15 protein-coding genes are annotated in these 13,363 nt (G+C 61.3%); 10 read left to right on the forward strand and 5 right to left on the reverse strand.

The genetic code is table 11. The features are described 5' to 3' along the window. The first annotated feature begins 36 nt into the window (after window positions 1–36). The 7 genes from ACR0J1_RS01955 (at window position 37) to ACR0J1_RS01985 (ending at window position 7,486) form a co-directional block, all read left to right on the forward strand. Entirely contained in the window at window positions 37–1,770 is a 1,734-nt protein-coding gene (locus tag ACR0J1_RS01955) for a sensor histidine kinase (protein WP_480729823.1), read from the forward strand. Continuing rightward, entirely contained in the window at window positions 1,767–2,996 is a 1,230-nt protein-coding gene (locus ACR0J1_RS01960) for a sigma-54-dependent transcriptional regulator (protein WP_480729821.1), read from the forward strand. The genes ACR0J1_RS01955 and ACR0J1_RS01960 overlap by 4 nt, the downstream gene beginning before the upstream one ends. A gap of 356 nt (window positions 2,997–3,352) precedes the next feature. Next, window positions 3,353–4,354, forward strand: coding sequence for a DctP family TRAP transporter solute-binding subunit (locus ACR0J1_RS01965; RefSeq protein ID WP_480729819.1), 1,002 nt, complete (start codon window positions 3,353–3,355; stop codon window positions 4,352–4,354). Window positions 4,355–4,468: 114 nt separating this feature from the next. Next, window positions 4,469–5,146, forward strand: a complete 678-nt coding sequence (locus ACR0J1_RS01970) for a TRAP transporter small permease (RefSeq protein ID WP_480729817.1) — start codon at window positions 4,469–4,471, stop codon at window positions 5,144–5,146. Next, window positions 5,146–6,522 carry a TRAP transporter large permease gene (locus ACR0J1_RS01975; RefSeq protein ID WP_480729816.1) on the forward strand — a complete coding sequence of 459 codons (1,377 nt, stop codon included), beginning with the start codon at window positions 5,146–5,148 and terminating at the stop codon, window positions 6,520–6,522. Before ACR0J1_RS01970 ends, ACR0J1_RS01975 begins: the two co-directional genes overlap by 1 nt. Window positions 6,523–6,665: 143 nt before the next feature. Beyond that, window positions 6,666–6,977 (forward strand): DMT family transporter, encoded by a 312-nt coding sequence (locus tag ACR0J1_RS01980; protein WP_480729814.1) that lies wholly within the window; start codon window positions 6,666–6,668, stop codon window positions 6,975–6,977. Between the two features lie 62 nt (window positions 6,978–7,039). Beyond that, window positions 7,040–7,486 (forward strand): nucleoside deaminase, encoded by a 447-nt coding sequence (locus ACR0J1_RS01985; protein WP_480729812.1) that lies wholly within the window; start codon window positions 7,040–7,042, stop codon window positions 7,484–7,486. A gap of 3 nt (window positions 7,487–7,489) precedes the next feature. On the opposite strand, the gene tpiA is transcribed toward ACR0J1_RS01985, so the two are convergent. Continuing rightward, window positions 7,490–8,230, reverse strand: coding sequence for a triose-phosphate isomerase (gene tpiA / locus ACR0J1_RS01990; RefSeq protein ID WP_480729810.1), 741 nt, complete (start codon window positions 8,228–8,230; stop codon window positions 7,490–7,492). Between the two features lie 120 nt (window positions 8,231–8,350). On the opposite strand from tpiA, the gene ACR0J1_RS01995 reads away from it, so the two are divergent. Then, window positions 8,351–9,265 (forward strand): isopenicillin N synthase family dioxygenase, encoded by a 915-nt coding sequence (locus tag ACR0J1_RS01995; RefSeq protein ID WP_480729808.1) that lies wholly within the window; start codon window positions 8,351–8,353, stop codon window positions 9,263–9,265. Here the strand turns inward: ACR0J1_RS01995 and ACR0J1_RS02000 are convergent. Next, the gene (locus ACR0J1_RS02000) at window positions 9,262–9,624 is read right to left on the reverse strand and encodes a HesB/IscA family protein (RefSeq protein WP_480729807.1); all 363 of its coding nucleotides are present in this window, start codon (window positions 9,622–9,624) and stop codon (window positions 9,262–9,264) included. The genes ACR0J1_RS01995 and ACR0J1_RS02000 overlap by 4 nt on opposite strands. Before the next feature lie 147 nt (window positions 9,625–9,771). On the opposite strand from ACR0J1_RS02000, the gene ACR0J1_RS02005 reads away from it, so the two are divergent. After that, window positions 9,772–10,095 carry a hypothetical protein gene (locus ACR0J1_RS02005; RefSeq protein ID WP_480729805.1) on the forward strand — a complete coding sequence of 108 codons (324 nt, stop codon included), beginning with the start codon at window positions 9,772–9,774 and terminating at the stop codon, window positions 10,093–10,095. Between the two features lie 216 nt (window positions 10,096–10,311). Here ACR0J1_RS02005 and ACR0J1_RS02010 read toward each other — a convergent pair whose 3' ends face one another. From ACR0J1_RS02010 to ACR0J1_RS02020, 3 genes are all read right to left on the reverse strand, one after another. After that, entirely contained in the window at window positions 10,312–10,674 is a 363-nt protein-coding gene (locus tag ACR0J1_RS02010) for an SUF system Fe-S cluster assembly protein (RefSeq protein WP_480528971.1), read from the reverse strand. Window positions 10,675–10,769: 95 nt separating this feature from the next. After that, a complete protein-coding gene (locus ACR0J1_RS02015) occupies window positions 10,770–11,048 on the reverse strand; it encodes an NfeD family protein (RefSeq protein WP_480729803.1) in 279 nt (92 codons plus the stop codon). Beyond that, window positions 11,048–11,938 carry an SPFH domain-containing protein gene (locus tag ACR0J1_RS02020; RefSeq protein ID WP_480729802.1) on the reverse strand — a complete coding sequence of 297 codons (891 nt, stop codon included), beginning with the start codon at window positions 11,936–11,938 and terminating at the stop codon, window positions 11,048–11,050. Before ACR0J1_RS02020 ends, ACR0J1_RS02015 begins: the two co-directional genes overlap by 1 nt. A gap of 212 nt (window positions 11,939–12,150) precedes the next feature. On the opposite strand from ACR0J1_RS02020, the gene tgt reads away from it, so the two are divergent. Next, a complete protein-coding gene (tgt, locus tag ACR0J1_RS02025) occupies window positions 12,151–13,281 on the forward strand; it encodes a tRNA guanosine(34) transglycosylase Tgt (RefSeq protein WP_480729800.1) in 1,131 nt (376 codons plus the stop codon). Window positions 13,282–13,363: the final 82 nt, after the last annotated feature.

Genomic DNA, 13,363 nt, shown 5'->3' on the forward strand with positions numbered 1-13,363 from the left:
TTGCCACGAGTCGTTCTGAATGCAAGACCCTAACATATGCAACGGGTTTGGATCATTGTCGGATTCCTTTGCGCGGTAGGTTTACTGTCATCTGCCGTCTGGACCTATGGCTATCGTCAGGCCCTGACGCAGCTGAGCCAGCAGGCTGAGGCCGATCTCGAGCTGGCCGCCGACCGGTTGAGTACGCAGATGCAGGTCTATCAGGAGGTCGCGGTGCTGTTGGCGGATCATCCGACCCTGCGGGTGCTTGAGACCCCGGCGCAACGTCAGGCAGCGCAAGCAGTGCTTCTGGACGTGGCCGATAAGACTGCCGCGGTCAACGCGATCTATCTAGATGCCCAGGGGCAGGTCCTGGTTTCGGCGCAGCCCGCCGGGCAACTCGACATGGCCGGGCATCCCGCGTTCGAGCGGGCCTTGCAGGGCGCGTTGGGCAGCGCGCATGGGGTGCTGCAGGATAGTGGGGATCGGATTTATTCTTATGTCGCCCCGGCCTTTGGCGCTGCCGGTCAGGTCAGGGGCGCGATGATGGTTGTTGCTGATGTGCAGGATGTGGAACAGACCTGGCGCGGCAGCACCGAGGCGGTGTTTTTCGTCGATCCCGATGGGATCGTCTTTATCTCGAACCGGTCGGATCTGCTGTTCTGGCAGCGCGTCGACGGGCAGTTGGGTTTGACGCCGCCGGACGGGCAGGTGGTCGATTTCGCCTCGACCCGTGTGGGCGAGCACGAGTTGTGGCGGCTGGGGTGGGGTCGCTATTTTCCGCGCCGGGCGCTGCATCTGACGCTGGCATTGCCGGTGATCGACATGACCGCCGAAGTTCTGGTGGACGTCGCCCCGGCGCGGCGCCTGGCCGGGTTGCAGGCGGCAGCGGTGGCGGCGATTTGCTTTGCCTTTGGTGCGCTGTTGTTTCTGGCCTCAGAACGTCGCCGAACGTTGGCGCAGGCCAATGCCGTGCTGGAAAGCCGTGTCGCGCAGCGCACACGGGCGCTGACGGCGGCAAACTCTGCCTTGCGGCGCGAGGTTACGGAACGGCAGGAAGCTGAGGCGGCACTGAAACAGGCGCAGGCTGATCTGGTGCAGGCCGGAAAGCTGAGCGCGTTGGGCAAGATGTCTGCAGGGATAAGCCATGAACTGAACCAGCCGCTGATGGCGATCCGGCAGTTTGCGGATAACGGCTCGGCCTTTTTGCAGCGGGGCAAGGGTGAGAAGGCGGGTGAAAATTTGGGTCGCATCTCGGACATGGCGGCCCGCATGGCCCGGATCATCAAGAACCTGCGCGCCTTTGCCCGCAACGAAAGCGAGCCGATGGGGCGGGTCGATCTGGTGCAGGTGCTGAACGCGGCGGTGGAACTGACCGGGGCCCGGCTGCGGGACGAAGGTGTCACGCTGGACTGGTCGCCGCCCGAGGCCGAGGTCTATGCATGGGGCGGCGAGGTGCGTCTGGGGCAGGTTTTCGTCAACCTGATCAACAACGCCGCCGACGCCATGGCCGATCAGCAGACGCGGCGGATTTCGATCTTGTTGGAGGATGGCGCGCGTATCCGGGTCTCGGTCCGGGATACGGGTCCCGGTATCGAGGACCCGGATCGGGTCTTCGAGCCCTTCTATACCACAAAGACCGTCGGTACATCGGAGGGCATGGGGCTGGGCCTGTCCATTTCCTACGGGCTGGTGCAGAGTTTCGGGGGCGATATCCGTGGCGCGAACACCGAAGACGGGGCCGAGTTCACCGTGGAACTTGAACCGTGGGATGAGGACAGGTCGACATGATCCGTAAGGTTCTTTTGGTGGATGATGATGCGGCGGTGCGCGAGGCCTTGGCGCAGACGCTGGAACTGGCTGACTATGAACCCGTGCCTGCGGGGTCTTTTGTGGCGGCGAAGGATCACATCCGGCATGACTTTGACGGGGTGATTGTCTCGGACATCCGGATGCCGGGGCGGGACGGGTTTCATCTGCTGAACTATGCGCGCGAGGTCGATCCGGACTTGCCGGTGATCCTGTTGACGGGCGAAGGCGATATCCCGATGGCTGTGCAGGCCATGGGGCAGGGTGCGTTTGATTTTCTGGAAAAACCCTGCGCGGCTGCCGATCTTCTGTCGGTCCTGGAACGCGCCTTCTCGGCCCGCGCCGAGGTTCTGCAACTGCGTAGACAGAAAAGCGAGCTTGAGCGCGGTGACCCTGCGGCGCGGATGCTGTTTGGGTTGTCCGAACAGGCCGAAACCCTGCGAGAACGGGTGCGCGCCGTGGCCCCGACCCGGGCCGAGGTATTGGTGACCGGACCCGCGGGCAGCGGAATCTCGAAAGTGGCGGAGGTTGTGCATCTGATGTCGCCGGTCGGGCAAGGGCCGTTTGTCAAACGGCCGGCGTCCGGGCTGACGGCGGAGGAGTTGCGCCGGGGGTGCGAGGACGCCTCGGGCGGGTCGCTGTTTCTGGATGAGGTCTCGGCCATGTCTGACGCCACGCAATATGCAGCACTGGAACTGATCGAGCAGGGCTCGGACGCGCGTATTGTCGCCGGGACGACGGCAGACCTGTCGGAGCTTTGCGCGCAGGGACGGTTCAACGCCGATCTGTTCTATCGTCTGGATGTGATGCGTGTGCGCATCCCGTCGCTGGCCGAACGACCCGAGGATATTCCGGTGATCTTCCGGCACTACGTGGCGCAGGCGGCCGAGCAGGCGGGGATTGCCGAGCCGCAGATCACGCCCGAGCATCTGGCGGCGTTGATGGCGCAGGACTGGCCGGGAAATGCGCGGTCGCTGATGTCGGCGGCGATGCGGTTCGTGCTGGGGATGCCGGAAGAGGTGGGGCAAGCGGCGGATCAGGGCCTGACTGAGCAGATGGCCCGGGTCGAACGATCCCTTTTGATCGCGGCGCTGGGGCGGCACAATGGCCGCGCCTCTGAGGCGGCCAAGGCGCTGAAGCTTCCGCGCAAGACCTTCTATGACAAGCTGGCGCGCTATCAGATCCGGCCCGAGGATTACCGCAGGTAGGGGCTCCCGCCGGTTTTGCCGGCATTGTCATGCCATCAAGACCGTTGGGCCGAGCAGCCCGCCGGGGCGGGCTGCGGTTGGACATGGTCCGATTCGCGGGTTTGATTCGGAATCTGTGCGGAAATCCGCACAGGGCGTGGCGCCCCTGTGTGAAATCCCGCACATCCTGTTTTCGGATCAGTTCAGAGACGCGGCGGTACGACGAATAGCTCCCTGAATATCAACAGAAAATTATGAACTGCTCATCGTTTCAACAAAATGTTGAGAGAGGCCCGGCGATTCGGTTCACTTCGCCCCATACGGCGCCCGGATGGCGTCGGACGAACGTCTTATGGAAGTCTGGGAGGAAAAGACTGATGAAATTCCTGACAACGGCTGCAACCGCTCTGGCCCTGTCCGTCACCGCAACTGCAGGCATCGCCGCCTGTGACGATGGCGAGATCGTCGTCAAGTTCGCGCATGTGACCAACACCGACAAGCACCCCAAGGGGATCGCCGCATCGCTGCTGGAACAGCGTGTCAACGACGAGATGAACGGCGTGATGTGCGTCGAGGTGTTCCCGAACTCGACCCTCTACAATGACGACAAGGTGCTTGAGGCGATGCTGCAAGGCGACGTGCAACTGGCCGCGCCCTCGCTGTCGAAATTCGAGAAATTCACCAAGCAGTTCCGCCTGTTCGACCTGCCGTTCATGTTTAAGAACATCGATGCCGTGGATGCGTTCCAGGCCTCGGCTGAAGGTCAGGCGATGAAGGACAGCATGCAGCGCCGCGGCCTGCAGGGGCTGGCCTTCTGGCACAATGGCATGAAGCAGATGTCGGCGAACCAGCCTTTGGTTGCGCCCACGGATGCAGATGGCCTGAAATTCCGCGTTCAGTCGTCGGACGTGCTGGTGGCGCAGATGGAAGCGATCGGTGGCAGCCCGCAGAAAATGGCGTTCTCGGAAGTGTACGGCGCGCTTCAACAGGGCGTTGTGGACGGGCAAGAGAACACCTGGTCGAACATCTACGGCAAGAAGTTCTTTGAGGTGCAGGACGGCATCACCGAGACCAACCACGGCATCATCGACTATCTGGTTGTGACCTCGGTTGACTGGCTGGACAGCCTTGACCCTGAAGTCCGCGATCAGTTCCTGACCATTCTGGCCGAAGTGACCGAGACCCGGAACAAGGAAGCCTTTACTGTGAACGAGGCGGCCAAAGCATCGATCACCGATGCGGGCGGCATCATTCGTGAGCTGAACCCCGAGCAACGTCAGGCCTGGGTCGATGCGATGAAGCCCGTTTGGGACAAGTTCGCCGATGACGTAGGTCAGGACAAGATCGACGCGGCACAGGCGATCAACGCCGGGTTCTGATCCCGGACAGAGGCTGCGCGTCGGGGGACTGGGGAGTTATCGACGCGCAGGCCGGGCGGGCCGGATCGGGCCCGCCAAACCTTACTCTCACCATAAAATGCGGGGACTGAAGAGATGTCTGGTGCGAAACCCGGCCAACACGGGCTGGTCGACCATATCGAAGAAACCCTGATCGCGTGTCTGCTGGGCCTGATGACGGTTGTCACATTCGCCAACGTAATCGCGCGGTTTGTGTTTAATTCCAACATCCTGTGGGCGTTGGAGCTGACGGTGTTCACCTTTGGCTGGCTGGTGCTGCTGGGCGCATCATATGCGGTCAAGAAACACGCCCATCTGGGGGTGGATGCGATCCTGAACATGCTGGCGCCGGGCGCGCGCCGGGTACTGGCGCTGATCGCTGTCGCGTGCTGCCTTGTGTTCTCGCTGCTGCTGTTGAAGGGGGCGTATGACTATTGGGCGGTTTTTGCCGACCTGCCGCCGACCTCGGGTCGCTGGTTCCCCACGGGGTTCGACACCAGTGCCCGCAGTCAGAGCTTCTATGAGGTCGACGACATCCCAATGGTCGCGCCGCTGCGCTTTCTGGAAGGCCTGATCAACTATGGCGAGGGGTACGAGAAGCTGCCCAAGGTTGTGCCCTATCTGGTACTGCCGGTGTCGATGCTGCTGCTGGTGATCCGGTTCACGCAGGCCGGTATCGAGATCCTGCGCGGTCAGACCGACCGCATCGTCGCCAGCCACGAAGTCGAGGACGAGATCGAAGAAGTCCGCGCCCTGCAAGGAGAACATGACTGATGGACGTCGTACTTCTTTTCTCGATGGTCATTGGCCTGTTGCTGATCGGCGTGCCGATTGCGGTGGCGCTTGGCCTTAGCTCGACCCTGTTCCTGCTGATTTATTCCGACAGTTCGCTGGCCTCGGTCGCGGGTACGCTGTTCGAGGCGTTCGAGGGCCACTTTACCCTGCTGGCGATCCCGTTCTTCATCCTCGCGTCGTCCTTCATGACGACGGGCGGGGTGGCGCGGCGAATTATCCGGTTCTCGATCGCCTGTGTGGGGCACCTGCCGGGTGGTCTGGCGATTGCGGGCGTCTTTGCCTGTATGCTGTTTGCCGCGCTTTCGGGATCTTCTCCGGCAACCGTTGTGGCAATTGGTTCCATCGTGATCGCCGGGATGCGGCAGGTGGGCTATTCCAAGGAATTCGCCGCTGGTGTGATCTGTAACGCGGGTACGCTGGGCATTCTGATCCCGCCGTCGATCGTGATGGTTGTGTATGCGGCTGCGGTCGAGGTTTCGGTCGGGCGCATGTTCCTTGCGGGTGTCATTCCGGGCCTGATGGCCGGCCTGATGCTGATGATCACCATTTATGTCATGGCCAAGGTCAAGAACCTGCCCAAAGGGGAATGGCTTGGTTGGGGCGAGATATTCGCCTCGGCGCGCGAGGCTGCTTGGGGGCTGTTCCTGATCGTCATCATTCTGGGTGGCATATATGGTGGTATCTTTACTCCGACCGAGGCCGCTGCGGTGGCCGCTGTCTATGCCTTCCTGATCGCCAGCTTCATCTACAAAGACATGGGCCCGCTGCATGTCAAAGGTGATGATCAGAACTTGCCGCTGATCAAGAAACCTTATGCGCTGCTGACCGCGTTCGTGCATCCCGACACCAAGCACACGCTGTTTGAGGCGGGCAAGCTGACCGTGACGCTGCTGTTCGTGATCGCCAACGCGCTGATCCTGAAGCACGTTCTGACGGATGAGCAGGTGCCGCAGACCATCGCCAGCGCCATGCTGTCGGCAGGTCTGGGACCGGTGACGTTCCTGATCGTGGTGAACGTGATCCTGCTGATCGGCGGTCAGTTCATGGAGCCCTCGGGCCTGCTGGTTATCGTGGCCCCGCTGGTGTTCCCGATTGCCATCGAGCTGGGCATCGACCCGATCCATCTGGGCATCATCATGGTGGTGAACATGGAGATCGGGATGATCACGCCTCCGGTCGGTCTGAACCTGTTCGTGACCTCGGGCGTGGCGGGGATGCCGATGATGGCGGTTGTGCGCGCCGCGCTGCCCTTCCTGGCCGTGCTGTTCGTGTTCCTGATCATGGTCACATACATCCCGTGGATATCGACCTTCCTGCCCAATACCTTCATGGGGCCGGAAATCATAACGAACTAGATGTTCAAGAACCGGGCGGAGCTTTTCCGCCCGGTTCCTGCCCTCTTGAAACGTCGGGTGGCGTTCATAGATAGGGGGCTGAGGACGACCTCTCCGTCATGGATACCTTTTTCGGGACGACCCGAATTCTCGGAGGGTCTGTCATGGCTTGGATTTTTCTTCTTTTTGCTGGTCTGCTGGAAATCGTCTGGGCGGTTGCGATGAAGCAATCGGCTGGGTTCACGCGGCTTTGGCCCACGGCGATCATGGGTGTGTCGATGGTGGGGTCCTTTGGCCTGCTTGCGCTGGCCATGCGGACGCTGCCGCTGGGCACGGCCTATGTGATCTGGACCGGCATCGGCGCGGTTGGCGCGTTTCTGGTGGGCGTGATGTTGCTGGGCGAGGCGCTGACGCCGATGCGGATGATGGCAGCGGTGCTTATCATCTCGGGCATGATCGCCATGAAGCTGGCCTGAGCGTGGTTGACGGGCCTGTTGCTGCGCGCCAAGCTTGCCGACAACAACTGGGGCCCCTGACCATGCTGACCGACACTGACATCCGACTGCTGCGTATTGCTTATGACGAGGCAAGTGCGGGCTTTGACGAAGGCGGCTGTCCGATCGGGTCGGTTCTGGCCCGTGGTGGCGAGGTGGTTGCGCAGGGCCGCAACCAGCGTGTCCAGCGCGGCGATCCCATCGCCCATGGTGAGATGGACGCGCTGCGCAAGGCCGGGCGGCAGCGCAGCTACCGCGATACGGTGCTCTATACCTCTCTGTCGCCCTGCATGATGTGCGCGGGCACCATCGTTCAGTTCGGTATCCCGCGCGTCGTCATTGGCGACACCCTGAATTTCGGCGGCAACGAAACCTTTCTGCGTGAGCGCGGGGTCGAGGTTGTCATCGCCGATGATCCCGACTGCATCGCGCTGATGAAGCGGTTTATCGCGGAAAAGCCCGAGCTTTGGGCCGAGGATATCGCCGAATAGCGCTCAGGCGCCTTCAAGCGCGCTGATGATGCCCGAAAAATCCTGTGCCTTCAGGCTGGCCCCGCCGACCAGTGCACCATCGACATTCGGCACGCCGAAGATGTCCGCCGCATTGCCCGGTTTGACCGACCCGCCATAGAGCAATCGGACCGAGCGCCCCACACCCTCACCAAAGCGGCGTTCCAGACGGGCGCGGATGAAGTCGTGCACCTCACCGATTTCGTCCAGCGTGGGAACCTTGCCGGTGCCGATGGCCCAGATCGGTTCATAGGCCACAACCAGATTCTCGCCGGTTGACTGATCGGGGATCGAGCCCGACATCTGCCCGCCGATGATGTCCAATGTGTTGGCGGCCTCGCGTTGTTCAAGGCTTTCGCCGACGCAAATGATCGCCATCAGCCCCGCATCCATTGCAGCATTGGCCTTGGCGCGGATGTCTTCGTTGCTTTCGTCGTGATCCTCGCGGCGCTCGGAATGGCCCAGAATGACCGCCGTTGCACCCGCATCGACCAGCATTCCTGCACTCAGGTCGCCGGTATGCGCGCCGGACGCGTTGGCGTGGCAATCCTGGCCTCCGATGGCAATACCACCAGCTTGTGCGGCCCGATGTACCAGGGTCGCCGGAGGGCAGATCAGGATATCGACCGAGGGGGCAGGGTGTGCGCGGGCCAATGCCTCGATCTCGGTCAGGTCGGCACTGGTGCCGTTCATTTTCCAGTTGCCTGCCGCAAGCTTGCGCCGCATTGCCGTTCCTCCGTCCCGGGTGTGTTGGGAACCGATAACACCCGTGGGGGCAACTGACAATTCCGGTTGCGGAGGTATCGCACAATCGACAGAGTGCGCGCGGGAACCACGGGGGCGTTCATGATCGACAATCTCAACCTTGAAAAGCTGGACCGGCGCGATGCGGATGAATTGGCGCGGCTGCGGCGCGCTGTCGGGCAGGTCGGGTTTCTGACAGTGTCCGAAACAGGTCTGGATGCGGATCGTGTATGTCGGGTTCTGGAGGCCTATCGGGCCTTCTTCGGGTTGCCCGAGCCGGTCAAGCAAACCGTGAACATGGCGACCACCGGCGCGAACCGGGGCTGGGGTGCGTCGAAATCCGAGCAGGTCGATCCCAACGCCAACCCCGACTACAAAGAGGTGTTCGATTGCGGTTACGAACTGCCCCCGGGCGATCCCTATGCAGCACGGAATCTGTCCGTTTACGCGCCGAACCTGTGGCCTGAAGGCGCCGATGAGTTCCGCGACACGATTCAGGATTACTATGCCGATGCTTGCGCGGTCGCCATGAGGGTCCTGCACGCGATTGCTGCCGCGCTTGGCCGGGACCCGCGCAGTTTCGATGCGGCGTTTGACACACCGATGGCGTTACTGCGTGGCAACTTCTATCCGCAACGCCCGGATTGGGCGGGCGAAAACGACTTCGGCATCGCCGCGCATACCGACTATGGCTGTTTGACCCTGCTGGCCACTGATGGCGCGCCGGGGCTTGAGGTGCAGATGCCCGATGGTAAATGGCAGGGCGTTCAGGTCGAGCCCGGCCGGTTTGTCATCAATTTCGGCGAGATGCTTGAACTCTGGACCGGCGGAGAGGTCAAGGCCACGTTGCATCGTGTCCGGGGCGGTGCGAATGAGCGGATTTCGGTGCCGCTGTTCTTCAACCCGTCATACGACACGAATGTGGCGCCGCCGGAATCGGGGCAGACCATACGGGCGGGCGATCACCTGACGCGGCGCTTCAATGAGACCTACGTGCACCTGAAATCTGCGTCTTAACGCTCAGCAAGGCTTTCGTCGAACTTGATCGATTCGCCACAGCCGCAGGCATCGACGACGTTGGGGTTGCGGAACTTGAAGCCGGATTCCAGCAACGAGACCTCATAGTCGATCTCGGTCCCGAACAGGAACATCTGGGCCATGGGCGCGATCATCACGCGCGCGTCGTCCTGTTCGACCACTTCGTCATTCGGGTCGGCCTGATCGACATAGTCCATGGTGTATTCCATGCCCGCGCAGCCGCCTTTCTTGACGCCGATCCGCAGGCCTGCATGGCCGCCGGATTGCATCAGCCGAACAATCTGCTCGGCGGCTTTGGGTGTCATGGTCACGGCCTGCTTGCCGGGAATGCCAAACATTGGGGGGCTCCGTTTTCGCGCGTTGCATCTAATTTAGGGCCAGGACGCGCCGGGCTCAAGGGATTGCGGACGCAAAACCGATTGCTTTGCGGCGTTGGATGACCGTAGCGTGACAGGCAAGAGTAGATTTCTGAGAGAGGCTGGATAATGGCACAACCCTTACTGCAACGGATCGGTGCGGGCGTTCTGACTGGGCTTCTGCTGGCAAATACGGCCATCGCGGCCGACACGGACAAACGACATCCGGTCAACTGCGCCACCGCGCCGGGTGATCTGCGCGCCATTGCAGCCGAAAAGAAACATGCCGAGGATCAGCAGGTCGAAAGCGTGGTCTCGGTCCTGCCCGCCGGTGCCTTGTTGGGCTTGATAACGGGGACCGAGAACAAGCACCTGAAGATGCTGTCGGGTGACTACATCAAACAGCTGGATGCCCGGTCGGCCGAGATCAAATCGACCTGCGGGATCGAGTAGGGGATGAAAAAAGACCGCCCTCGGGCAAGGGCGGTCTCAACATCCGGGTCAGGTCTTTGTTGGGGACGGCAATCAGGTCTTTTGCCCCGGAACGCCTGCACTGCAGGGAGTGCGCGGCAAACGTGCCGACTCTTTGTGTCAATAGATCAACAGAATCGTAACAGGCTCATAACCGTTTCATGACAAACGGCAAAAACCGGTGGATCGCTTAGCGGTTTACATAAAGCCCAGTTCAAGCCGGGCTTCGTCCGACATCATCTCCATGCCCCAGGGGGGCTCCCAGGTCAGTTCAACATCGACCTCTTTGACGCCAGCCACGGGTTCGATGGCTTCCATGATCCAGCCGGGCATCTCGCCTGCGACCGGGCAACCGGGGGCGGTTAGCGTCATGATGACTTTGACCGCGTTCTCGCTGTTGATGTCGATCGTATAGATCAGGCCGAGGTCGTAGATATTGACCGGAATCTCAGGGTCAAAAACGGTCCGGCAGGCGTCGACCACGGGTTCATAAAGCGGGTGATCAATGGTCGAAGGCGCAATCAGCGGGCTGCCTTCGAACTGTTCGCTGGGGTGGGTCATTCAAGCCTCGGGTCTGTTACCTGACGAATTATATAGGGAAAGAGCTGGGCAGCGTCCAGAGGGGCCGTGGCGCCTGCGAAAGACGCCACAGCGGATTAGTCGTTGATGTCGTGGTTGAAGGTTTTGACCTGACCATGGGGCAGGGCAAACATGCGCCGCAGCACCAGCCACGAGACCAGAGACAGGACCGCAAAAATCAGCGCCAGAACCGCCAGCGTCGGGGTCAGGCCGGGGATCAGCAACAGCAGGCCGGTAATGGCCGCGCCGATGGCAAACCCAAGGAAGATGAAGCCGGGCAAAAGGATCTCGAGAATGCCCAGCGTCAGCGCCCCGGCCAGCCAGATCCACCATGTCAGCCAGAAGGGGTCGGCCATCATTTTCCTCCTTTCAGCATGTTGAAGGCGTTGCCGAATGCCTCAAGCGCATTGGCGGGCACAACGATGGTTTGCGAACCGGTGCCGTTGCCCAGTGTGTTCAGCGCCTCGACCTGTTTCAGGGCGACCTGGTACTGCGCGGCTTCGATGCCGTTATCCTGGATGGCCTTGGCCACGACGCCGGTGGCGTAGGCCTCGGCTTCGGCCTGAATGCGGCGGGCCTTTGCGGTTTGCTCGGCGGCGTACAATTCGGCATCGGCCTGCAGCTCGACGGCGCGTTTCTGGCCCTCGGCCTCAGTCACCTGCGCGCGGCGGGCGCGTTCGGCGTTCAGCTGCTGCAGCATCGCGTCGCGGGTGGCCTGATCGAGGTTTACGTCCAGAATCTCGGCGCGCGTCACTTCGATGCCCCAGTCATCGACTGCAGTTTCAACGCTTTCCTGAATGCGTTCAATCAGTTGCGCGCGGTTCGACTGGACCTCATCAAGGTCCATCTTGCCGATCTCGGCGCGGACGATCCCGGCGACGGTGGTGGCAATGGCGCCATCCACGTCGCGGATGCGGTAGACGGTCTTTTCAGGCTCCAGAATACGGTAGAACACCGATGTATCAATCTGCACCAGAACGTTATCCTTGGTGATCGCGTCTTGCGTCGCATTGGGCAACTGGCGTTCCAGAATGGATATCTTGTGGCGTGCAACATCCAGAAACGGAACGATAAAGTTGATCCCCGGCCCAAGGACCGAATGCAGGCGGCCGAACCGTTCAACCACGTATTTCTCGGATTGAGGGACGATCTTGATGCCCTTCAGAATGACGACGACAACAAGGGCCGCAGCGACAAGGTAAATAATGTTCGATGAAAGCAGTCCGATAATCTGGTCTTCGATCATATCTGTCCTCTTTTATTGTGTACTATAGTATACATTTGGGGATTGAGTCGCCCGATTTCAACTCTGGTATGGATTGAGCCGCCAGGAATGCAAATCTGCGAATGCAACTGTACCATGATCTGTGACGGCTTTGCATCGCCGCCTGTCCGGGTTGCAAAACCGGGGCAGATCGGGCAAACGCGGCCCGGTTCCCGTGATCGTAGGGTGTCAGGATGACCGACCGTTTCTCGTTTGATTTGAAAGCCACCGATGGCAAGGCCCGGACCGGCGTGATCCACACCCCTCGGGGAGAGGTGCGGACACCCGCCTTCATGCCCGTGGGCACGGCGGCGACGGTCAAGGCGATGATGCCCGAAAGCGTGCGCGCCACGGGGGCCGATATTCTGCTGGGCAACACCTATCACCTGATGCTACGCCCCACGGCCGAGCGGATCGACCGGCTGGGCGGGCTGCACAAGTTCATGAACTGGGACCGGCCGATCCTTACGGATTCGGGTGGGTTTCAGGTGATGTCGCTGGCCGGGCTGCGCAAGCTGACCGAAAAGGGCGTGACCTTCAAATCTCATATCGACGGCTCGAAACACGAACTGTCGCCCGAGCGTTCGATGGAGATTCAACGCCTGCTGGGGTCGGACATCGTGATGTGTTTCGACGAATGTCCGGCCTTGCCTGCCGACCGTGACCGGATCGCGCAGTCGATGCGCCTGTCGATGCGGTGGGCCGAGCGGTCTCGCGCCGCCTTTGGTGACCGTCCGGGGCACGCCCTGTTCGGCATCATACAGGGCGGGCTGGAGCGTGATCTGCGCGAGGAAAGCGCCGAGGCGCTGAAACAGATCGGGTTCGAGGGCTATGCCATCGGCGGTTTGGCCGTGGGTGAGGGGCAGGAGGCTATGTTTGACTGCCTCGATTATGCGCCGGATTTCCTGCCGACGGACAAGCCGCGCTATCTGATGGGCGTCGGCAAGCCCGACGATATCGTCGGCGCGGTGGCTCGGGGGGTGGATATGATGGATTGCGTTCTGCCGTCGCGGTCGGGGCGCACCGGGCAGGTGTTTACCCGTTATGGTGTGGTCAACATCAAGAACGCCCGCCACGCCGATGACCCGCGCCCACTGGACGAGGCGTGTGGTTGCCCGGCCTGTTCCCACTATTCCCGCGGCTATCTGCATCACGTGTTCCGCGCGAACGAGATGATCTCGGGCATGCTGCTGACCTGGCACAACCTGCATTATTTTCAGGAAATCATGCAGGGGATGCGCATGGCGATTGCCGCGGGCACGTTCAGCGCATGGCAGGCCGAGTTCCACGCGCAGCGCGCGCAGGGCGATATTGAACCTATCTGACAGGCTTTGTCGTCTTATTTCGGTGGATATGTCTGCGCGACGTCTTGCAGTCGCCAGAACCTCGGGTCATGCTGCATCACGA

It is taken from the genome of Ruegeria sp. CJ3 (assembly GCF_056536725.1).